Source organism: Flavobacterium sp. KMS (assembly GCF_000813005.1).
Classification (GTDB): Bacteria; Bacteroidota; Bacteroidia; order Flavobacteriales; family Flavobacteriaceae; genus Flavobacterium.
Map to the genome: position 1 here is coordinate 289,549 of NZ_JSYP01000011.1, position 22,511 is coordinate 312,059.

At 33.3% G+C, this 22,511-nt stretch carries 24 protein-coding genes; 4 read left to right on the forward strand and 20 right to left on the reverse strand.

Features of this window, described 5'->3' with window-relative positions; translation table 11 throughout:
• Position 1: 1 nt before the first annotated feature.
• The 19 genes from OA93_RS12945 to OA93_RS13030 all read right to left on the reverse strand — a co-directional run bounded on the left by OA93_RS12945 (position 2) and on the right by OA93_RS13030 (position 13,344).
• On the reverse strand, positions 2–730 hold the full coding sequence (locus tag OA93_RS12945; protein ID WP_039113731.1) for a nitrilase-related carbon-nitrogen hydrolase: 729 nt from the start codon (positions 728–730) through the stop codon (positions 2–4).
• Positions 731–753: 23 nt separating this feature from the next.
• The gene (locus tag OA93_RS12950; RefSeq protein ID WP_205625779.1) at positions 754–1,545 is read right to left on the reverse strand and encodes an arylamine N-acetyltransferase; all 792 of its coding nucleotides are present in this window, start codon (positions 1,543–1,545) and stop codon (positions 754–756) included.
• A gap of 17 nt (positions 1,546–1,562) precedes the next feature.
• Complete coding sequence (locus OA93_RS12955; RefSeq protein ID WP_039113732.1) at positions 1,563–2,249, reverse strand: DUF6058 family natural product biosynthesis protein; 687 nt, start codon at positions 2,247–2,249, stop codon at positions 1,563–1,565.
• 34 nt (positions 2,250–2,283) lie between these two features.
• Positions 2,284–2,814, reverse strand: a complete 531-nt coding sequence (locus tag OA93_RS12960) for an N-acetyltransferase (RefSeq protein ID WP_082001814.1) — start codon at positions 2,812–2,814, stop codon at positions 2,284–2,286.
• A gap of 10 nt (positions 2,815–2,824) precedes the next feature.
• Positions 2,825–3,613 carry a PhzF family phenazine biosynthesis protein gene (locus OA93_RS12965; protein ID WP_039113733.1) on the reverse strand — a complete coding sequence of 263 codons (789 nt, stop codon included), beginning with the start codon at positions 3,611–3,613 and terminating at the stop codon, positions 2,825–2,827.
• Between the two features lie 35 nt (positions 3,614–3,648).
• Positions 3,649–4,011 carry a glyoxalase/bleomycin resistance/extradiol dioxygenase family protein gene (locus tag OA93_RS12970; RefSeq protein ID WP_039113735.1) on the reverse strand — a complete coding sequence of 121 codons (363 nt, stop codon included), beginning with the start codon at positions 4,009–4,011 and terminating at the stop codon, positions 3,649–3,651.
• A 29-nt stretch (positions 4,012–4,040) separates the two neighbouring features.
• Complete coding sequence (locus tag OA93_RS12975; RefSeq protein WP_039113737.1) at positions 4,041–4,550, reverse strand: hypothetical protein; 510 nt, start codon at positions 4,548–4,550, stop codon at positions 4,041–4,043.
• 1 nt (position 4,551) lies between these two features.
• A complete protein-coding gene (locus tag OA93_RS12980; protein ID WP_039113738.1) occupies positions 4,552–4,974 on the reverse strand; it encodes a tautomerase family protein in 423 nt (140 codons plus the stop codon).
• Positions 4,975–4,976: 2 nt separating this feature from the next.
• Positions 4,977–5,309, reverse strand: coding sequence for a hypothetical protein (locus OA93_RS25365; protein WP_240474726.1), 333 nt, complete (start codon positions 5,307–5,309; stop codon positions 4,977–4,979).
• Positions 5,310–5,334: 25 nt separating this feature from the next.
• Positions 5,335–5,586, reverse strand: a complete 252-nt coding sequence (locus tag OA93_RS25370) for a hypothetical protein (RefSeq protein ID WP_240474727.1) — start codon at positions 5,584–5,586, stop codon at positions 5,335–5,337.
• A gap of 11 nt (positions 5,587–5,597) precedes the next feature.
• Entirely contained in the window at positions 5,598–5,966 is a 369-nt protein-coding gene (locus tag OA93_RS12990; RefSeq protein WP_039113739.1) for a DUF1801 domain-containing protein, read from the reverse strand.
• Between the two features lie 184 nt (positions 5,967–6,150).
• A complete protein-coding gene (locus OA93_RS12995; protein WP_039113741.1) occupies positions 6,151–6,678 on the reverse strand; it encodes a GNAT family N-acetyltransferase in 528 nt (175 codons plus the stop codon).
• A gap of 86 nt (positions 6,679–6,764) precedes the next feature.
• Positions 6,765–7,349, reverse strand: a complete 585-nt coding sequence (locus OA93_RS13000) for a hypothetical protein (protein WP_052259447.1) — start codon at positions 7,347–7,349, stop codon at positions 6,765–6,767.
• 65 nt (positions 7,350–7,414) lie between these two features.
• The gene (locus OA93_RS13005) at positions 7,415–8,086 is read right to left on the reverse strand and encodes a DUF2625 domain-containing protein (protein WP_039113742.1); all 672 of its coding nucleotides are present in this window, start codon (positions 8,084–8,086) and stop codon (positions 7,415–7,417) included.
• A 10-nt stretch (positions 8,087–8,096) separates the two neighbouring features.
• Positions 8,097–8,561, reverse strand: coding sequence for a DUF4265 domain-containing protein (locus tag OA93_RS13010; protein WP_039113743.1), 465 nt, complete (start codon positions 8,559–8,561; stop codon positions 8,097–8,099).
• A gap of 24 nt (positions 8,562–8,585) precedes the next feature.
• Positions 8,586–9,107 (reverse strand): SMI1/KNR4 family protein, encoded by a 522-nt coding sequence (locus OA93_RS13015; protein ID WP_039113745.1) that lies wholly within the window; start codon positions 9,105–9,107, stop codon positions 8,586–8,588.
• A 122-nt stretch (positions 9,108–9,229) separates the two neighbouring features.
• Positions 9,230–10,219, reverse strand: a complete 990-nt coding sequence (locus tag OA93_RS13020; RefSeq protein ID WP_039113746.1) for an aspartate-semialdehyde dehydrogenase — start codon at positions 10,217–10,219, stop codon at positions 9,230–9,232.
• A 164-nt stretch (positions 10,220–10,383) separates the two neighbouring features.
• Positions 10,384–10,797, reverse strand: coding sequence for a large conductance mechanosensitive channel protein MscL (gene mscL, locus OA93_RS13025; protein ID WP_039113747.1), 414 nt, complete (start codon positions 10,795–10,797; stop codon positions 10,384–10,386).
• Positions 10,798–10,872: 75 nt separating this feature from the next.
• Positions 10,873–13,344 (reverse strand): bifunctional UDP-N-acetylmuramoyl-tripeptide:D-alanyl-D-alanine ligase/alanine racemase, encoded by a 2,472-nt coding sequence (locus tag OA93_RS13030; RefSeq protein WP_039113748.1) that lies wholly within the window; start codon positions 13,342–13,344, stop codon positions 10,873–10,875.
• A 351-nt stretch (positions 13,345–13,695) separates the two neighbouring features.
• Here OA93_RS13030 and OA93_RS13035 point away from each other — a divergent pair, with 351 nt between their 5' ends.
• A complete protein-coding gene (locus tag OA93_RS13035; protein ID WP_039113749.1) occupies positions 13,696–14,304 on the forward strand; it encodes a hypothetical protein in 609 nt (202 codons plus the stop codon).
• Here OA93_RS13035 and OA93_RS13040 read toward each other — a convergent pair.
• Positions 14,299–15,051, reverse strand: coding sequence for a porin family protein (locus OA93_RS13040; protein ID WP_240474728.1), 753 nt, complete (start codon positions 15,049–15,051; stop codon positions 14,299–14,301). The genes OA93_RS13035 and OA93_RS13040 overlap by 6 nt on opposite strands.
• 928 nt (positions 15,052–15,979) lie before the next feature.
• Here OA93_RS13040 and OA93_RS13045 point away from each other — a divergent pair.
• From OA93_RS13045 to OA93_RS13055, 3 genes are all read left to right on the forward strand, one after another.
• Positions 15,980–18,187, forward strand: a complete 2,208-nt coding sequence (locus OA93_RS13045) for a TonB-dependent receptor (protein WP_039113750.1) — start codon at positions 15,980–15,982, stop codon at positions 18,185–18,187.
• 112 nt (positions 18,188–18,299) lie between these two features.
• The gene (locus OA93_RS13050) at positions 18,300–20,420 is read left to right on the forward strand and encodes a prolyl oligopeptidase family serine peptidase (RefSeq protein WP_039113752.1); all 2,121 of its coding nucleotides are present in this window, start codon (positions 18,300–18,302) and stop codon (positions 20,418–20,420) included.
• A gap of 852 nt (positions 20,421–21,272) precedes the next feature.
• On the forward strand, positions 21,273–22,271 hold the full coding sequence (locus tag OA93_RS13055) for a Gfo/Idh/MocA family oxidoreductase (RefSeq protein WP_039113753.1): 999 nt from the start codon (positions 21,273–21,275) through the stop codon (positions 22,269–22,271).
• The last annotated feature ends 240 nt before the right edge of the window (positions 22,272–22,511 follow it).

Genomic DNA, 22,511 nt, shown 5'->3' on the forward strand with positions numbered 1-22,511 from the left:
GTTAGAAGTAAAGTTTATTTGTGTTTTCTGTTTCGGTATCAAAAACAAGTATTCCTTCCTGAGTTTGGTTAAGTTGAGCAAGTAATTCTCCCTTAGTGTTCCAAACAGCAGAATTTCCAACGCATTCAAAATCATCACAAGGGCCGACTGAGTTAGACATTAAAACGGTCATATTGTATTTTTTTGCAACTTCGGGATAATGTACAGCAGCTTTGTTTACACCATTTTGAGATTTAGCAACGCTTGCAATATAGATGTCTGCACCAAGTCTATTAACTTCTTCGGAATGGCTGGATTGTAATGACTCATAACAAATGGCAGGAGCAATTCGGATTCCGTCGATGGTTAAAATAAGTTGATTATTGCCACAGACAAAATAAGGAAGTTCATCTGAATGTAATTGTTGTTTTGAATATATTTGTCTGGATTTATTAGGCTGAAAAACAATCATACTGATTAAAATTCCCTCGTTTGATTTTGTTGGAACGCCAATACCAATAGTTATATTATTTGCATTACTTATTTCCTGAAAAGCATCAAATCTTTTGTCGTCTAGATTTGTTCCTAAATTTTGCACCAACTCAGGTTCATAGCTTGTTATAGACAGTTCGGGAAAGAATATTGCATCGGCTTTATGAGAAATAGCAAAATCTATTAGCGTTTTGTGGTTTTTAATATTTACCGAAATATCACCTTTAACTGGTTTTGTTTGTGCTACGCAAATTTTCATACAGTTTCTGTTTTTTTAAATCACTATAACTTCTCCAAATTAAACTCAGTTGCCAGAATGTCTTTTAGTTTTTCTGGTTCGAAAGTATAACTTTTAGTTTCTCCGTTTTCTATAGATTTGAATGTGTTTCTAAATAGTATTTTCTTGCCCAAAGGATTTTGTAAAACAACAACAAGATTTTGCGTAAAAAAAGAATCCGGATGTGTTGAGTTATAATGATTGGCGGGTTTAAAATCAATCCAGTCTTGATGAGATAAATCAAAGGAATAGAGGTTTTTCCATTCATCACGCAATAAAGTTTGCAATAGGTAATCGCCATTTTCTGCTTTTGCTAAAGCAAATGTTTCTGTACCTTGTTGTGCAGCCGTTGTATCATTTAGTTTTAGAGGTTCTCTTATTCCGTTACCACCAAAGCCTAAATCGACCAGATATTCTTCTCCTTCTAGCGTAACAATAATTGCCATATGCGTTTTAGGATTCTCGCCAGGATTTACCAATGGACGAGCAGCAACAAAACGATACGAAATATCCATTTTTTGGAGCACGAGAGCAAACAAACCATTAAGTTCATAACAATACCCACCACGTTTACGATTAATGAGTTTATCGACAATATCGTTTCCTGTCAGAGAAATAGTTTTTCCCGCCTGAACATCTAAGTCCTCAAAAGGAATACTGAATAACTGACATTGCATTAATTTACTTATGCTTTTGATATTTGATTTAACATCGCCAACAAAAAGAATTCTATCCAAATAATCTTGTAAAACAAAATTGTCTGAATCTATCGGGTTTGATTTTGCGTGTTTTGTCATCTCGTTATAAGTTTTAATTAATCGTATTTTTTAATTAATTCGTCCAGAGAAAATTCTTTTAGGAGCTTGTCTAGATATTTACCTCTGCTACTTGATTCTCGTTGATATGGAGCAAAGGAACTTGCCGTGTTATTAAATTCAGCATTTAGTTCTTCTAGTTTTATCTTTTCTTCAGGAGTTAATAATGGAGATTTATTTTCGATAAAATCGAGAATTCTTTTTACGGCAATCTCTTTTTCGATTATGGCATTTTCGTTATTGTTTATAGTACAAATTCCATAAACACCTTTGCAGTAATAATCCCATTCTTCTTCCAGAGCTTCTTCGGCTTTATTGCTGTCTATTTTTTTATTTTCATCAAAAATATTCCCATAAGCAAACGTTTTATGGTCGTGGTTTTTTAAATGTGATAATAGGTTTTCCTTGAACTTTGTTTTGAATTCGTCAGCATTTGCTTTTTCAGCATTCTGTTCTATAAGTTTCAAAATATTCTTAGGAAAGTATTTTCTAATGATAGTAGTTTTATAGCTATCATTTAAAGAAGAACTTATCGTTATTTCTGAATTTATCGTGTATGAAGGTTCAGGTATGAGTTTAGCATCAATAAGCTGATGTAATTTATCTAGGGAAAGACGCATTGTTCTTGATATCTCTTCGAGTTCAATATAATTTTCTGAAATGTATTTTAAATTTAAATCTTTCATTTCATTTGGTTTTATAGTTTTATGGCGTTTAAAATTATTCCATGAAAGCTGCGGGATATTTCACTTTTCCGCTTACGCCATCTAATCCGTTTTGGGTTAACGAAATAACCATACAGTTTTCTGCAGGAACATCAAATGGCATTTCGATATTGTATTTGTTTGTTAGTTCATATCCAAATCTTGGATAATAGTTTTCGTGTCCCAAAAGGATTATCGATTTGTAGCCTAGCTTTTTTGCTATTGCGTGACTTTCCATAATCAATTTTGCACCAATTCCTTTTCCTTGAAATTCTGGTTTAACCGAAACTGGAGCCAAAGCAAGAGAATCAAATGTTTGATCTTCATTCTCGATTTGTAATTTGGTTAGCAAAATATGACCTACTATTTCATTATCAACTTCGGCAACAAGCGATAATTCTGGGATAAAAGCATCCGAGTTTCTTAGTTTTTCGACTAGAAATTGTTCTTTATGGTCGCTGTATTCTACATCTTTAAATGCCTCCTCTATGATTTCAAAAACCTTTGGGTAGTCATTTTTGTTTTCTTGTCGTATTATAATTTCCATAATTGTTTTATTATTCTATCCAGCATGTTCCTGTAGAATAGGTTTTAGCTTTTCCGCTTATTAAAACTCTATCTCCATTATCGACACAATACAATGTGCCTTCTCGTTCCGATAGTTGTTTGGCATGCATTTCCTTTTTGCCAAGTTGCTCGCTCCAATAAGGTATTAGCGAACAATGTGCTGAGCCAGTAACGGGGTCTTCGAGGATAGATGCTTGTGAGGTGAAAAATCGCGAAACAAAATCGCAATGAGTTCCTTTTGCAGTTACTATAACTCCGCCTGGATCAAGGTTTAATTTATCAAAAGTTTGTCTGTCGATTACGATGTCTTTAATTTCTTGTTCGGTTTCATAAACTAAGACATAATCTCTGGATTTTAAAACCGCTTTAGGCTGAATGTTTAACGAATCTCTTATAATCTCTGGAAGTTCAGCTGGAACAGGTTTTCTAGACGGAAAATTCAAAGTATATACATCTTTATCAACAGTTACAATTAGTTCACCGCTTAAAGTATCAAATACGATGGTGTTTTCGGGATAATTAAGAATCGATTTTAAAGTGTGTGCAGTTGCCAAAGTTGCATGACCGCATAAATCCATTTCAATTTCGGGAGTAAACCAGCGCAAGTGAACTCTTTTATCATTAACAACATAAAAAGCAGTTTCAGGAACGGCATTTTCTTGTGCAATTTTTAAAAGGATTTCATCAGGCAACCAACTTTCTAATGGAACAACACAAGCAGGATTTCCTCCGAAGATTTTATCTGTGAATGCGTCTATTTGATATAAGTTTAATTTCATTACAAACGGGGTTAAAAATTAAAGGCATTGAGTATTTACTCTCCAATAAATATTATTTTGTTACCAAATGGGTCAATAACTTCTACACAGTAGATTTTTTCGTTCCAGAAAGCTTTTTCAATTCCTGGTTTGTTGTATTTATAGTTTTTCTGAATCAGTTTTTGATGATAGTCTTTTAAACCAACAAAACCTTCAATAATTATTTTTGCTCCAGGCGAACAATCTCCGTGATGTTCACTCAAATGAATTTCGATTCCTTCGAGTAAAATGCGAATATACAATGGTGAATTTTCTTCAAAAGTATGTTCGTCAAGAATTTCAAAACCAAGCCAATCAACATAAAATTCGACTGCTTTTTTATAATCAAAAATTCTAAAAATAGGTCTTATAATTGCCATGATTGATTTTGTTTTATGTCTACAACAAATTACTTCCTTCCTTCATTAACAAGAAGTTTTAATGAATTGATATAATCAGTATCAAATTCGATCACTCTTATTTTATTTGGATTAAAACTTAGTTCACCACCAAATTTACCTCTTGTTTCAAGAAAATCTATAACCAGTTCTTCATCATCCAGTTTTATTAACTTACCAAGATAAACAGCTTTCTCCGATTTTTTGGCAATCTGGAAAATTTCATATTTGTTTGTTATAAAGGTAAGAATAGAAGATAAATCTCTTAGCGGAATTATTTCGTCTGAGTTGGTTTTTAAGCCTTTCAGTCTAATCACACTTTCTGTAAATACATTATCGCTATCTCGAGTAATAGATTGTATGTTTTTGTTCTTTAAAATTACATAACCATCAATTATAAAGTCAACAGGATTGTTTTTTAATAAAATCCAATCGTCGGTATAATCGATAAGAAAACCAGTAAATATTTCTTTTCTGTCTTCAAATTCGATTGAAATTAATTGTCTTAGGTGATTGTCCATTTTATTGATTGTTACTTAATTGTTTTAATTGTTTTAAATGTTTTTGTTCTTGAATTTCCCCGTTTCCAAACGACCAGTTCTCACTTCCATTATTCTCCAGTAAAATTATGATAATATCACTTTTTAGAATTTCGGTTGTATTCGAAATTCTAGTTGCAATCTGGGCATATAATTTTGTTTTTTGCTCTTTTGTTCTTCCTTGTCCAGCGGTTATTTGAACATAAATAATGTTTTCAGAATGGGTAATTCCAAGATAACTTTTTGGGAATTTAATTTGATTAGATTCCAGCTCTTCAATTACATGAAAATAATCATCTTGCGGAATATTGAATTCCTGAATTAAAGATTCATGTATCGAGATTGAAATGTTCTCTTTGGTTTCCTGCGATAATTTTTTGGGTAAACTTATTCTAACAAATGGCATACTTATCCTTTTACTTGTTCAATTAATTCGAGTCTTTTTACGATTGTGTTTCTTTTTAATATCGTTCCGGGCGATAATACCGCATTTGCTCCAATCTTGGAATTATCTCCAACTAATGAACCAAATTTTTCGCTTCCCGTTTCGATAATTTCATCATTGTGTAAAACCGAAATCTTCTTTATAACTCTTTCGTTATAATGATTGGCAGCGATAGAACCAGCTTCAAAATTGATATTGCTACCAATGATACTATTCCCGATATAATTAAAATGCGCAATAGCTGTTAACGAGCATATAATACTATTTTTAATCTCGCAACCGGGACCTATTTTCACTGAATTCCCAAGATAAACGCCTTCTCTAAGAATAGGCATGGGCACCTACATAACAATTTTCACCAATAATTGCTGGCGATTTTATTGTAACACCATTTTCGATTGTTGCGGTTTTATGAATAGCAACGTTGTCTTTTATGGTGTAATTATCGTCAAGAGTTAGAATTGTTTTTTGTATAATTTCCTTAAGATTATCGGTAATGTTCCAAGGTTGTAAGTTGATTAGGTTAGAGAAAAGTAAAGAAAAATCGTTTATATAATCATCAATATGTATCATTTCAATCTAATTTATTTTATTTTGATTTCTCCACTTTTATAAAGACCAATTGCTTTCTCAATTATTGCTTTTATGGTATCAATAGGTAAATCTTCGTTTGGGTCAAATAACATTGTTTTCATCCGTGAGCGTTTTTCGAATATTAACTCGGGATTATCAAAGTGTTTTCCCTCGACGATGCCTAGATAGGGTTTGTTATTTGTTTTATGAACCCACAAATAGCAAAACATCTTTCCTTTGTAACAGAAAAAAGGCATACTATATTTTAATGTATGAGTGATTTCAGAATCTTGCGAAAGAATAATTTGTCGTAATGCAAGCAAACAACCTTTATTAGGTTCTTCTTGTTTTAGGTAGAAATTATCAAGTTCTAAACTCATCTTTTCATTTATTAATAATGTAAATAGTCTATCTACCTCTTTGCGAAAGGAACGCGATCCCGAAGCGTCGGGACGGATTTACAAAAGTAAAAACGCGGATTAAAACGGATTTTAAAAAATAATAGATAGAAAATCCGTTTAATCTGTGTTTTCGCCTTAGCGAATCTGTTTAATCTGCGTTCCTCTATAGACGATTTAAGGTCAGCTTCATCATTATATCCGTTTGAGGGTCATTTCCTAATTTAAATATGTGTTTGTCAAATTCGACAAAGCCATTTTTTTTATAAAAAGCTAATGCTCTATGATTTTCTTCCCAAACGCCAAGCCATACATAACCTACGTTTTTTTCTTTGGCAATTTGTAACGCTTTGTCATATAAAAGTTGCCCGACCTTTTTACCTAAGAATTCTTTTGAAACATAAATACGTTCTATTTCTAAGGCATTATTATCTCCTAATTCAGTTTGTGCTTTTCCAGAATTCACCTTTAAATATCCAATAACTTCATTATTCAATACTGCAAAGAAGAATTTGGAATCTGGATTTTCAATTTCTTTTTTAAGTTTATCAAAGGCAAAACTACTGGACAAATAATTGTTCATGTTTTCCTCAGTATTAGGCAATGAAAAAGTTTCTAAAAAAGTTTGCCTTCCGATATTTTGCAGTTTTTCAATATCTGCGATTGTTACTTTTTCGAGTATAATAGATTCCATGGATTGGTAATAAATAAGTTTCTACTAAATTAATTCCTTTTAGAATCAGGTCAAAATAAATAATTGTTAATGTTTATTTAATCGAATTATTGGAGTTGGAAGTAATTTGTACGAGTAATTCCACATACCATTTCAGTTCTTCCTGTATCTGTCTCTTCACCTGTATAACTAATGGATAATAGTCCGGAATCGTCATCTATGGTATAATCCCATATTTCCTTGTTTGAGTATACTACTTCTGTATACATTAAATCGATTCCTGCTTTGTCTAGAAATCTTAGTTTTTCAGTTTTGATTAGAGTCCATTCTTTTGAATTTTTATATAATTCAAGAAATTTAATTTCTTCTGAATCTATAGTCATCATTTTAGCAACTAAGTTATCTTCTCTTATTATCCAATTAGATTCGGAATCTGCCATCTTCCAATTACCAATGAGTTTATCTGTTAGCCTTTTTCTTACGATGGGTCTTAATGAGTCTACTTTTTCTAGTGCGCATTGACCTAATTCAGTTCTAGGATGAATATCATTTGCAAACTGGTAGAGTCTAATTGCTTTCTGAATTTCATTCGCTTTTAAATATTCAGTTGCTTTATTATAGATAGTATCTTGGTTTTGTCCCCAAATAGAAACGGAAACAAATAAACAGATAATTAGTATAACCTTTGACATGATTCTCTATTGTTTAGAAGATATACAGCTATGATTAAATTTGATTATAGTTGCAATTCTATTTTTTATTCTGCCAATTGCTTTTTCATTTCAATATTAAAACTGAATTGTTCTTCAACTGGAATTTCTTTACGGCTATTCTTGTTTATGTCTTTGCCTTCTTTACTCCAAAGAAATGGGACGAAATTAAAAACCTTATTCCCATCTAATTTAGAAACTTCAGTTTTCCAGTTTTCCCACCTTTGATTTCTATAAAATTCATCCAAATCATTATTAAAGCAAAAGGATAAAAACTCACTGTATGTTATTTCTAGTGGTTCGTATTCCAGAGTGTCTGGAGCGAAATAATATATATTCCCTAAATCACTTCCTAGATCACCTCCATTCAAAATAAAAAAGCCACCAATAGCATCATCTGCAACTAATAATAATCTCGGATTTTCTCCAAACTCTTCTGTGAATTTTCCAATATTCCAATCGGGTAACGAACGATTTAGTTTCTCATTTCCTGAGCCAAGGATTCTAATCCAGCCATTATCAACTAATATTCCACCAGTGCTGAAGATAATAGCGCCCATTGGGGAACGTGTAGAAACCTGTGTTTTATACAACGCTTCTTCTGCTTTTGCATTATCAACGGCTAGGATTTCTATCTTGTTTTTGGCATCATTAATCCATTCCGTTACAATTGGCCAACCTGGATCTTCTTTATTTATTAATTCTTCAACGTTTCTCATTTTACTACTCTTAATACCAATGATTATTAGATAAATTCGGTTCGGCGTAATCTATAATACCATCGTTTTGTAACTCATTTAGTTTCTCTCGGATTGGCTCATATTTTACGGTTGATAAAACTTCCATTACAAAATATCCTTCATTGAACTTTTCAGATTCGCATCCCAAATGGTTAAATATCATACGGATGTCGTCTGTAGAAATAGTTTTATCCAATACAACAACCTGAATAGTCGAATTTCCTGAATGTTCTATTGTTTGTCTATAGGTTAATTTTTGCTCATTCTCATCAAACTCTGCAAGTACTACATCTTCGCAAGAAACAGGTGCGTAAAACGGAATGTTATCTAGCTTATATAATCCTTTTTCGGCATTGATTACTGTTGCCCATATAGTTTCTACAGCTGATTCGTTAAGGATTTCACTGAAAAATCTAAAAAGTATTTTGACATATTTGTCTTGTTCTTCTGCCATTTTATTTAAATGCTATTGTTTTTATTATAATTTATCTCCCCATTCGCTTGGGTCAAAAGGTTCAAATTCTCTTTCGGTAAATGCTTCGGTCAAAATTCCTGAAGAGCACAGCCATGTTATAGTTTCTTCGAGCGTTTTTCCTGCTTTGTATATCATTTCGCTATTTCTTGGCAAAATGTAATATTCACTTTTATACAGAATAATTTCATCTCCATCAAATGTATCTCCAATTCTTACGGTCCCGAAGTCTCGGGATAAAACTTCCTCTTTCGTCAGGACATCTTTTCCTTCATCCCAAAACCAATATTCGGTAATTCGACTTTTCCAATCAGCGATAGTCATGACAATTGTTTCGGGAAGATATATCCTTACATACGTTCCGCCAAGGATTCCGCTTCCGTACGTTAGAACATATTCTTTATAATCATCATCAAAACTGACGTTTAGTGTTTGTTCGCAAGCTTCAATATCTTCTTCTTCGGCAAGAAACAAGTCGGTTTTGTTTGTGTTATAGTTTGGGATTATTTTATAATTCTCGAAGTTCATGTGTTTATTATTTATTATAGCTAAGATATGGCTTTTTTATTGTTGAGAATAATGTTTTCTAATAGAAAAAGCCGCAGTCACAAATCGTGATTACGGCTTTTGTTAAGATATAATTTTAGGTTTTAAACCAGTTTTGCAGCTACAAGATATTCAGCAATCTGGATTGTATTAGTCGCAGCACCTTTTCTTAGGTTATCGGCAACAATCCACATATTTAAAGTATTTGGCTGGCTTTCGTCACGACGAATACGACCTACAAAAACATCATTTTTACCTTCGGCATAAAGTGGCATTGGGTATGTAAATGTGTCTAGGTTATCCTGAACTACAACACCATCAGTATGATGTAAAATTTCACGTACTTCATTTACATCAAAATCATTTGTAAACTCAACGTTTACCGCTTCGCTATGACCACCAACAACAGGAACACGAACCGCAGTTGCTGTTACAGCGATAGTGTTATCACCTAGAATTTTTTGTGTTTCACGAACCAATTTCATTTCTTCTTTGGTGTATCCGTTTTCTTCAAAGCTATCACAATGTGGAATTGCATTTCTGTGAATAGGGTATTTATAAACCATTTCGCCTTTTACACCAGCGTATTCATTCTCTAATTGTTTCACAGCTTTTACTCCAGTTCCTGTGATAGATTGGTAAGTAGAAACAACGATTCTTTTAATGTCGTATTTTTTGTGCAAAGGAGCCAATGTTAAGACCATTTGTATAGTCGAACAGTTTGGGTTTGCTATAATTTTATCTTCTTTAGTTAAAGTAGAAGCATTGATTTCTGGAACAATCAATTTTTTTGTTGGATCCATTCTCCATGCCGATGAGTTATCGATAACTGTAGTTCCTGCTGCTGCAAATTTTGGAGCCCACTCTAATGAAGTTTCACCTCCTGCAGAGAAAATAGCAATATCAGCTTTCAAATCTACTGCGGTTTGCAATCCAACAACCGTATAATTAGTTCCTTTATATTCGATTTGCTTTCCAACTGATTTCTCAGATGCAACCAAAATTAATTCTGTAACAGGGAAATTTCTTTCTGCCAACACTTTTAGCATTACTTCGCCAACCATACCGGTAGCGCCTACAATCGCTATTCTCATTTTTATATTTTTTATTGTGAATGTTTGTTATTTGAAGTGCAAAAATAGGTATAATGAAGTTGAAAACAAGCGGGTTCACAAAAAATAACAAAATGTTACATTTGCAACAAAAAAGAAAAACCGTTCAGATTTTGAACGGTTTAGTTAGACAATAGTGTAGCGGATTATTTTTTTAATAAATCTCTAATTTGTGTAAGTAATTCTTCTTGAGTTGGTCCAGCTGGTGCAGCAGGAGCAACATCTTTTTTCTTTGCTTTTTCTGCAGCTCTTAAAACTATAAAAACAAAAAATGATATAATTACAAAATTAATTATTGCTTGAACCAGATTTCCGTAAGTAATTACAGCAGCACCAGCGGTTTTAGCAGCAGCTAAAGTTGTATATGAATTTCCATCCAGAGTAATAAATTTTTGAGTAAAATCTATCCCACCAGTAAGTAGACCAACAATTGGCATAATAATATCATCTACAGCAGAACCAACAATTTTTCCAAATGCACCACCAATAACTACAGCAGTAGCTAAACTCAGTACATCACCTTTCAATAAAGAAGCTTTAAAATCTGCAAAAAATCCCATACTCGTTCTTTTTTATTTGTTATTAATTTAAGTATTCAAAGATAATAATAATTCTATAAAATAAATAGTACTAATTTACTGACGGAAAAACACACGTTTAACTCGTTGCGAAATACTGGTTAGGATTTCATACGGAATCGTGCGTAATTCTTGTGCCATTTCTATAACAGTTGGGCTTTCGCCAAAGATAATTACATCATCACCTTCCTTACAGTCAATAGCACTTACATCGACCATAAGCATATCCATGCAAATGTTTCCTACTATTCGAGCCTTTTGATTTTTGATAGTTACAAAACCTACTCCGTTACCCCAAAGTCTGGCAATACCATCAGCATAGCCAATTGGTATTGTCGCGATTCGGGTTTCTTTTTCGGCCATAAAACGACGTCCGTAACCTACGCTGTCATCAGCAGGAATAGTTCTTACTTGCGAAATTATTGATTTTAATGTGCTTACGTTTTCCAGGTATTTTTGTTCTGCAGGATCATTAGAAACTCCATATAAACCAATCCCTAAACGCACCATATTGTATTGTGCTTGCGGAAAATTACTAATTCCGGAAGTATTTAGGATATGACGAATTGGGTTAATGTCTAATTCCTTTACTAATTTAGAAGATAGTTTTTCGAATAAATCAATTTGAGAAAGAACAAAATCAAAATGTTTTTGTTCATCACTTGTTGCCAAATGCGATAAAACACTTTTTACCTCAACGTTTGTATTTCCTTTTAGAGTAGCGATTAATTCATCGAGGGTATTGTCTTCAAAACCCAATCGATGCATGCCGGTATCTAGTTTTATATGAATCGGAAAATGGTGTAGTTTCTTCTCCTTTGCAATTTTCAAAAAAGCATTCAACCCTTTTAAACTATAAATTTCAGGTTCTAATTGATGCTGAATAATAGCCGAAAAAGAGGTTGTTTCGGGATTAAGCACCATAATTGGTAGTTTGATACCGCCGTTTTTAAGCGAGATTCCTTCATCGGCGAAAGCCACACCCAAATAATCTACCTTATGATGTTCAAGTAATTTGGCTATTTCTAGTCCGCCATTACCATAACTATATGCTTTTACCATCACCATCATTTTGGTGTTTGGATTTATTTTAGATTTAAAGAAATTAAGATTATGACCAATAGCGTTGAGATTAATCTCAAGAATCGTTTCATGAGTTTTCTCTTCGAGTAATGCGACAATTTCTTCAAACTGAAACGAACGTGCTCCTTTTATAAGAATGGTTTCATTCTCAAAATCCAATGATTCATAATGTGCAATAAATTCGGCTGTATTAGGGAATATAATACAATTGGTAAATTTATCTTTATAAGCCGAAATGGTCGAGCCAATACCAATAACACGACTTATTTTATTAGACTCAATAAGTTGAGCCACTTTCGAATATAATTCATCATTAGTAAATCCGCTCTGAAGAATATCCGACAAAATCACGGTTTTCTTTTTGAATTTATTTTGACTTTCTAAAAAGTCTAATGCAATTTTTAACGATTGAAAATCCGAACTATAACTATCATCGATTATGCTACAGTTGTTGATTCCGTTTTTTACTTCCAAACGCATTTCTACGGGATACAATAAATGCATGCGATTCTGGATTGTAGCCGAATCGTATTTTAAATACAACAAAACCATTAGGCAAGAAATGGCATTTTCTATCGAAGCATCATCCTGAAACGGAATGGTAAATTCGTTTAATTCATCCTTGTATTCATATCGAATTCGTGTATTCTCGTCATGAGTTTCTTTTGTAGAAACTAAAACATCGGCATTTTTATCGGTAAAACTCCAAGAAAATAACTTCCTGGAATCCAGTAAATATTCGGCAGCAAATTGAGTTAAACAAGAATGAACAACCTCAGTTTTCTGATAAATAATTACAGGAGTTTCTTTAAACAAAAGGAGTTTCTCATCTATCTTTTGTACAAGATTTAAGAAACCTTCATCATGTGCCGAACCTATATTGGTAAGAAGTCCGATAGTAGGTTTGATGATTTTTTCTAGTTTGTCCATTTCAGAAACCGTTGAAATCCCTGCTTCAAAAATCCCCAGATTGTGTTTCTCATTTATTGCAATAACCGAAAGCGGAACGCCAACTTGTGAGTTGTAACTTTTAGGACTTCTTATAATATTGTGGTCAGGACTTAGCAAGAAATTAAGCCATTCCTTTACTATCGTTTTACCGTTACTTCCGGTCAATCCGATAATAGGGAAATGGAAAAGGCTACGATAATAACCTGCAACTGCCTGCAAAGCCGACAATGAATTTTCGACAACTATATAATTGGCTCTTTGTGTATAGTTTTCGGGAATTTGTGTTACTACAAAATTATGAACGCCTTTCTCTATTAAGTCAGGAATGTAATCGTGAGCATTATTGTTAGGTCCGCTTAAAGCGAAAAATAAAGTTTTAGGTCCGTTTTGTAAAGAGCGACTATCGATAGAAATATGGTCGATATTGATATCTGAATTTCCTCCAATCCATTTGGCATGAAGTATTTGAATTAGACTTTTAAGATTTACAGGCATTATATTGTGAGGTATTTTATGTTGGATGTTTATTGTGATGAGTTAGAAAAACATATTGTTGTTTGAAACATTAAAGGTAAAAAAGAGTTTTTAATATTTTCTTAAAAATAAATTTATTCAGGTTATAAAGTTTGTCTATAATGGAACGCGGATTAAACGGATTTACAAAGTAAAGACGCCGATAAAAACGGATTTTTTAAAACAATTGAAAAAAATCTGTTTTAATCCGTGTTTTCGCCTTAGCGAATCCGCGTCATCCGCGTTCCCTTTTTAGTTGCTGTTAAAATTTTGAGCATTTTATACAAAGTCATATATTTTTTTATATTTGTTCAAGACAATAAATCCAAGCCGTTGAAAAAGATTCTTCCGATATTTTCTTATGTATTTCATCCATTATTTATTTCGATATATGCGAGTATGTTTTACCTTTTCTTTAAAGGAGATATATTTGTAAATGAGGAGAAAATCTTTATTCTTTTTCAGATATTAATTATCACGGTTTTTGTTCCTATGTTGTTTTTCTTGTTGCTTCGTTCTACAGGAAATGTCGATTCGATTATGATTAATGAAACCTCACAACGTAAGATTCCGTTGGTGCTTCATTGTTTTTTAATCATTTTGTTAGTAAAACGCAGTGTAGTAATTATGCGTTATCCAGAGTTGCATTTCTTTTTTTTAGGCGCATTATTTAGTACAATAATTGCGTTGATTTTATCTTTTTGCAAAATAAAAGCCAGTTTGCACATGATAGCCATTAGCGGATTAACCGTTTTTGCAATTGGTTTGTACCGACACCTTCAAGTGCCAAATATGATGTATTGGGTTGCTTTCTTTATTTTAATGAATGGTTTTGTGGCATCATCACGACTGGAAATGAATGCGCATACCAATAAAGAACTTGTTATAGGATTACTTATTGGGATAATTCCACAATTGATGTTTGCGTTTTTCTGGTTATAGAATATAGAAAATTACACCAATATTCATTGTTCGCATATCGATATCTTCCGTAGGCGTTTTTGCCGATTTAAATAAAGAGTTTAAACCATAATAAGCATATATATTCCAAGTATTAAAACCAGATGAAATATAAACTCCGTATTGTATTTTTTCGAAATCTTTATTGTTTTTAATGACCACTTTTTGCTCAGAGTCTTTGTAAACAGAGCGATCGAATAAAAGATAACTAAATTTTACACCACCGTAAATTCTCCAAAATTTATAACTCTCAAAAGTAGAAGTTCGCCATCTAAACTCAATCGGTAAATCAATTAAATACTGAGTGAATTTGTTTGTATTAACATCCGAATAGTTAACAACATTATAAACAGGAGCGTCGTTTGTACCAGTTATGGCAAGATTTTGAAAGTAATTTTTATAGCTAAATCCTAAACCTGTGGCGATAGATACGTTACGATTTTTATTAATAGGCATATCTCTTAAAAAACCAAAATTAAGTCCTGCCGAAAATTTCTTTTGCGATAATCCTTCTGGAGCATTTGCTAATGCATTATAGGTAATTGCAAAATAAAACTGATCTTCTCGATACAGAGAATCAATTTTAACTTTTGGAGTTTCTGTAGCAGGAGCTTTCTCTTCCTGAGAAAAGACATTCAGAAACGATACTAAAAATAAACAACTAAAAAATAATCGCATTTTGGATTTTGGTTTTAATGATTGTTCCAAGAGTATAGGTAGTTTTTGCATTTTGATATTCACTTTACAAATATAAGATATTGAGTGTATCGGTTGTGGTTTGATTGTGGTTAATTTTAGCCATAGATTTTAGGGATTAAATGGATTTAAAAAAGTTAGTCACGAATTCACAAATTCTTGTTTCACGCAGATCTAAAAAGATTTGAGCAGATCTGCACAGATTTTTCACTAATTAAATCGGCTTAGATTTGCCTAAATCTGTAAAATCTGCGTGAAACAATGAAAATAAGCTACGACCCGAGCCTGAAAGTGCGAACAGGCGAAGCAATTTCATCTCGAAATTTCGGAACTGCGACCTTTGCGGTTAAATAATTCTTCTCATGTAGATTTCATTTCGCTTATATGTTTTTTATACCTTTGCAGGGCATGAAAAGAAAACAACTCATAATAAGTATTTCTTTGACGATGACGGTATTGTTCTCAATGCTGTTTCAGTCATTCCATAGTTATGAGCATATTGTACAAGAGTTTTCAAAAAAACAATGTCATCACGAGTATAACGTAACAAATACCGAAATAACGCATCAGCATCATAATTTCGATTATTGCTATGTATGTCATTTTGCGATAAGCAGTTATATTACACCTGAAAAATTTACTTTTCAGTTGCCTGTTTTTCATGATGAAATCCCTTATTCCTTTACCTTTTCGGAAACAGCAATTTCATTTTCCGGAAGTCTGTACTCGCTCCGAGGTCCGCCCATAGTTTAGATTTTTAGTATCCGAATAGTTTCGGAATACAACGTTTTACCCTGTTTTGGTTTTCTTTAAAATCAAAAACAATCTTTATTTATACAATTCAAAATAGTAAAAATGGTTTACTAATTCTGATAGTTATCGGAGTTATTGAGCGTATTAATACATTGTTTTTTGGATTGTTTTTAAAGGAAGAAATAATCTAACTATAGCATCATTTTCAATGAAAAAAATAATAATTGCCCTAATTTTAGGGTTTTCGGGCTTGATTAATGCCCAAAATACAGTTTCTGGAACCGTAACCGATTTACAAAATCAACCAGTTCCAGGAGTTTCGGTTTATGCTCCCGAATTACATAAAGGAACTACAACTGACGAAAACGGAAAATATACTTTGAATAATCTTCCGAATGGAGGATTACGTATTGCATTTACGTTTGTAGGTTTTACAACTCAAAATAAAAATATCGAAAAACTATTAAAAGAGAATACACTCGATATTTTGCTTTCGCAAGCAGCTTTTGAAATGGATGAGGTAATTGTATCAACCGCTTTTAGCAAATTGCAATCGCAAAATGTAATGAAAGTGGAACATGAAACGATTAAAACATTGCAACAAAAAGGAACTTCGACATTAATAGAAGGATTGGCGACGATTCCTGGAGTTTCTCAAATTTCTACAGGAACTTCTATAGGGAAACCAGTAATACGAGGATTAAGCGGAAACCGTGTTTTGGTATATTCGCAAGGAGTACGATTAGAAAACCAACAATTTGGTGATGAGCATGGTTTAGGATTAAATGATGCAGGAGTAGAAAGTGTTGAGGTTATAAAAGGACCAGCATCTTTATTATATGGTTCAGATGCTTTAGGAGGAGTTTTATATTTTAATCCAGAAAAATTTGCCGATGCAGGAGATTTTAAGGCTAATTTCAGTCAGAAATATTTCACCAATACACAAGGAAGTAATTCTTCTATCGGATTAAAAACATCTACAGAAAATTGGAAATTCTTGGTTCGCGGAAGTTTCAATTCACATTCTGATTACCAAGCAGGAGATAGTGACCGTGTAACAAATACCCGTTATAACGAAACCGATTTTAAAACCGGAATCGGATATAGTAATTCTAGTTTCTCAAGTGTTTTGCGTTACAATTATAACAAGCTGGATTTAGGTATGCCAGAAGGAGGATTTGGAGAACAAACAACAAGCAAAAATACAGAGTTTCCTAGACAAGGAGTATTTAATCATTTGTTGAGTTTAAACAATGTTTTCTTTTTTCAGAATTCAAAACTAGATGTTGATTTAGGTTATATCACAAATGACCGAAGTGAGTTTGAGGATAGTAATGAAGCTTCATTACACATGAAACTGAAAACATTTAATTATAATGCCAAATATCATTTGCCTAAAATGAGTAAAATCGAAACTATTGTTGGAGTTCAGGGAATGCGCCAAACCAATGCAAATTCTGGAGAAGAATATTTAATTCCAGATGCAACAACAAATGATTTTGGTGTTTTTGGAACGGCAAATTATGAGTGGAAAAGCAATGTATTGCAAGCAGGTTTGCGTTTTGATAATCGTAATGTAACTTCAATCGCGCACGGAGTTGAGGGAGAAGAAGGATATTTCCAGGCATTAGACAGATCGTTTGATAGTTTTAACGCATCGTTGGGTTATAAAACTAATCTTGCCGATAACTTGACTATGCGTTTAAATGTTGCTTCGGGATTTAGAGCGCCAAACTTGGCAGAACTAACATCAAACGGAGTTCATGAAGGAACAAACCGTTACGAAATAGGAAATAGTGCTTTAAAAACAGAACAAAACGTTCAAACCGATTTAAACTTAGAATATAAAAACAGTCATTTTGAGTTCTTTGTAAATGGGTTTTATAATCACGTAAACAACTACATTTATACTTCACCTACAGGAGATGTTTTAGACGAGAATGATGTGTTTGCTTATGTTCAGGATAACGCCAAATTATATGGTGGAGAAATCGGATTACACTTTCATCCACATCCTTTAGACTGGTTGCATTTTGAAACTAGTTTTGAAACCGTAACAGGTAAAAAACAAAATGGAGATTACTTGCCATTAATTCCTGCTAACAACTGGAACAATACGATAAGAACAGAGTTTAAAATTAATAACTGGTTCCAAGACGGATTTGCTACTTTAAATGTAAGTTCAACTTTTAATCAGGATAATGTAAGTGGTTTCGAAACAGCTTCAAAAGGATATTCGCTACTTAACTTAGGATTTGGAGGAACAGTAAAGTTGGGTAAAACGGCTTTTGATGTAAATATAAACGGAAACAACCTATTCGATAAAAAGTACATCGCGCATTTATCCCGATTAAAAACTGATGGAATTCCTAACATAGGACGCAACGTAGTTTTAGGAGTAAACTTTAATTTGTAAGAGAATAAGTTTTAAAAATATCTCTAAAAGCGCCAACGATGTAGTTGGCGCTTTTTATAACAATACCAATGAAAAAATAACTATTTTTGTTTTAAACAGTAATATTATAACAATGAAAAAAATTAGTATTCTAATGGCTATAACCGCTACAACTGTTGCGTTTGGACAAAGTCAAAAATCAAATGCAATAAAGTATCCTGATACTAAAAAAGGAGAAACAGTTGACACCTATTTTGACACTAAAGTAAACGATCCATATCGTTGGCTTGAAGATGATAAATCTGCTGAAACTGCTGCTTGGGTAAAAGCAGAAAACAAAGTTACGTATGCCTATTTAGACCAAATTCCTTTTCGTGATGAGTTGAAAAAACGCATGGAGAAATTATGGAACTATGAAAAAATTGGAGCTCCTTTTGTAAAAGGAAAATCAACATATTATTCTAAAAACAACGGATTGCAAAATCAATCTGTAATTTATAAAAAAGGAGTAAACGGAAAAGATGAAGTTTTTCTTGACCCAAATACATTTTCAAAAGACGGAACAACATCTTTAGGAGGATTAGATTTTAGTAAAGACGGTTCTCTTGCTGCTTATTCTATTTCTGAAGGAGGAAGCGATTGGAGAAAAGTAATTATCATAGATGCTCAAACTCGCAAAGTATTAGAAGATACATTGGTAGATGTAAAATTTAGCGGAATTTCCTGGAAAGGAAAAGAAGGATTTTATTATTCTAGTTATGAGAAACCAAAAGGAAGCGAATTATCTGCTAAAACAGATCAGCATAAATTGTATTTCCATAAGTTAGGAACTCCACAAAAAGACGATAAAGTTGTTTTTGGAGTTGATCAAAAAAGAAGATATGTTGGAGGTTCAGTAACCGATGATATGAAATATTTGGTGATTACAGCAGCAAACTCAACTTACGGAAATGAGTTATATATTAAAGATTTATCTAAAGAAAATAGTCCAATTATAACTATCGTAGATAACTTTAATAGCGATAATAATGTTATCGAAAACGAAGGAACTAAATTATTTATTGAAACTGATTTAAATGCGCCAAACAAACGTATTGTAACAGTTGATGTAAGTAATCCGAAACCAGAAAACTGGAAAAATTTCATCGCTGAAACAGAGAATGTACTTTCGCCATCAACAGGAGGAGGATATTTCTTTGCAAATTACATGAAAGATGCCGTTTCTGCAGTAAAACAATATGATTATACAGGAAAATTAGTTCGCGAAATAAAACTTCCAGCGTTAGGAACAGCAGGTGGATTTAGCGGAGAAAAAGCAGATAAAGTAGTGTATTACTCATTTACAAATTACACAACTCCAGGAACTATTTACTCATTTGATGTTAAATCTGGAAAATCAGAAATTTATCAGCAACCTAAAGTTGATTTCAAAAGTGCCGATTACGAATCAAAACAAGTATTCTATACTTCAAAAGATGGAACAAAAGTACCGATGATGATCACTTATAAAAAAGGATTAAAATTAGACGGTAAAAACCCAACTATTTTATATGGTTACGGAGGATTTAATGCAAGCTTAACACCATCATTTAGTATTGCAAATGCAGTTTGGATGGAAAATGGTGGAGTATTTGCAGTTCCAAATCTTCGTGGAGGAGGAGAGTACGGTAAAAAATGGCATGATGCAGGAACAAAAATGCAAAAACAAAATGTATTTGATGATTTCATTGCAGCAGCCGAATATCTTATTGCTCAAAAATACACATCTTCAGATTTCTTAGCAATTCGCGGAGGATCAAATGGAGGATTATTAGTTGGAGCAACAATGACACAACGTCCAGAATTAATGAAAGTAGCTTTGCCAGCAGTAGGAGTTATGGATATGTTGCGTTACCATACATTTACAGCAGGAGCAGGTTGGGCATATGATTACGGAACAGCTCAGGATAGCAAAGAAATGTTTGAATACATCAAAGGATATTCACCAGCTCATAATGTAAAAAATGGAGTTCATTACCCAGCAACTATGGTAACTACAGGAGATCATGATGATAGAGTAGTACCAGCACATAGTTTTAAATTTGCAGCCGAATTACAAGAAAAACAAACAGGAGACAATCCAGTTTTAATTCGTATCGATGTAAAAGCAGGACATGGAGCAGGAAAATCTGTAGCAGCTACAATTCAGGAAAATGTCGATATTCAGGCATTTACATTGTACAATATGGGTTTTAAAGCATTGCCAAAAAAGTAATACTTAAGAATTAAAATATTTAAAACAGGCTTTTCTAACTTAGAGAAGCCTGTTTTTTTATGGGATTAAATTTAATTATAAAGGTTTTTTAACCGCAAAGTTCGCAAGGATTTACGCAAAGAGCGCAAAGTTTTCCCCAAATATTGTCTTTCTGACGTAGGAAGACACGAGCGATAGCGAACTGGCGAAGCAATCTCCGTGAGAAACTCCATAATCTTTGTCGAGCTACTTGATGAGACCCTTCCTTCGTCAGGGTGACAATATTGAGGTTTGTTTGTGTTTTGAGTTTAAATACTACAGGTGTAGTTTTTACCCTCAATAAAACTTTAGAGAAAAATCTGTGTGCATCTGCTCAAATCTTTTTAGATCTGCGTGAAAAAATAATTAGAGAAATTCAGGGCTTATTTTTATTGTTTCACGCAGATTCAGCAGATTTAGACAAATCTAAGCCGATTTAATAAGAGAAAAATCTGTGCGAATCTGCTCAAATCTTTTTAGATCTGCGTGAAAAAATAATTAGAGAAATTCGTGGCTTATTTTTATTGTTTCACGCAGATTCAGCAAATTTAGGCAAATCTAAGTCGATTTAATTAGTGAAAAAATCTGTGTGCATCTGCTCAAATCTTTTTAAATCTGCGTGAAAAAATACTTTACGAATTCGTAGCTTATTTTTATTGTTTCACGCAGATTCAGCAGATTTAGACAAATCTAAGCCGATTTAATAAGAGAAAAATCTGTGGGCATCTGCTCAAATCTTTTTAGATCTGCGTGAAAAAATGCTTTACGAATTCGTGGCCAACTTTTTTAAGCAATTCTTTTCTCTTAAATTTGGAACAACTAAAAAACATAAAAATGAAAATTGTTAGATGGGGGATTATAGGCTGCGGTAATGTAACCGAAGTTAAAAGTGGACCAGCATTTCAGAAAACAAAAAACTCAGCATTAGTTGCCGTAATGCGTAGAGATGCAGCCTTGGCGGAAGATTATGCCAAACGCCATAATGTACCAAAATGGTATTCTAATGCGATAGATTTAATAAATGACCCCGATGTCGATGCCGTATATATTGCAACGCCACCATCTTCACATAAAGAATATGCGGTATTGTGCGCCAAAGCAGGAAAAGCAGTTTATGTCGAAAAACCAATGGCGCTAAACTTCGAAGAATGCAACGAAATGATAAGTGCTTGCAAAGAAAACAATGTGCCATTATTTGTGGCTTATTATAGAAGATGTTTGCCACGTTTCCTAAAAATAAAAGAACTAATCGATAACGGAATTATCGGAACACCAAGACACGTAAATTGTGTTTTGTATCATTCCTTTGAAAAAAGATACGACGACGAAATCAACTTACCATGGACCGTTTTACCACATCTTTCAGGTGGCGGAATATTTGTCGATTTGGCTTGTCATACACTAGATTTTCTAGATTTTGTTTTCGGACCTATTAAATCCGTTCGAGGTCACGCCACTTCCCAACTTATGGCATATCCAGCCGAAGATAGCGTTTCGATGTCATTCTTGTTCGAAAACGGAATTCACGGCACAGGATTGTGGAACTTTGCAAGTCACAAGCGCCATGATATTGTCGAGATAGTAGGCGATAAAGGCAAGATTTCCTTTTCAACCTTTGGCAACGACCCAGTATTACTCGAGGATAAAGACGGAAAAATAGAAAGTTTCCCAATAGATAATCCGTTACACATTCAGCAACCCCTTATCGAAACCATTGTACAAGAATTGCTAGGAACTCCGGCTTGCCCGTCCAGTGGCGTTTCGGCAGCAAGAACTACTTGGGTTATCGACGAGGTTTTAAAAGAATTCAGACAAGCGCATCCCGTTAAGTAAATATATCACTAAAGCTTAGCGACTCTGCGGCTTTGCGAGAAGCAGAATAGTTCAGCTTTCATTAAAATAAATAAATTTAAAATTTTTTAGGAGCAATCTCCTGCTGTCCACTATATCTTTTTATAAGGCAAAAAAAGCCTTATAAAAAGGATGCCGTTCCCATCAGGGCTAGAGCCGTAGAATGTGTAGATACAATTTATAAAATTTCATTAAACACATAGAAACATAGGTTTTCTGTGT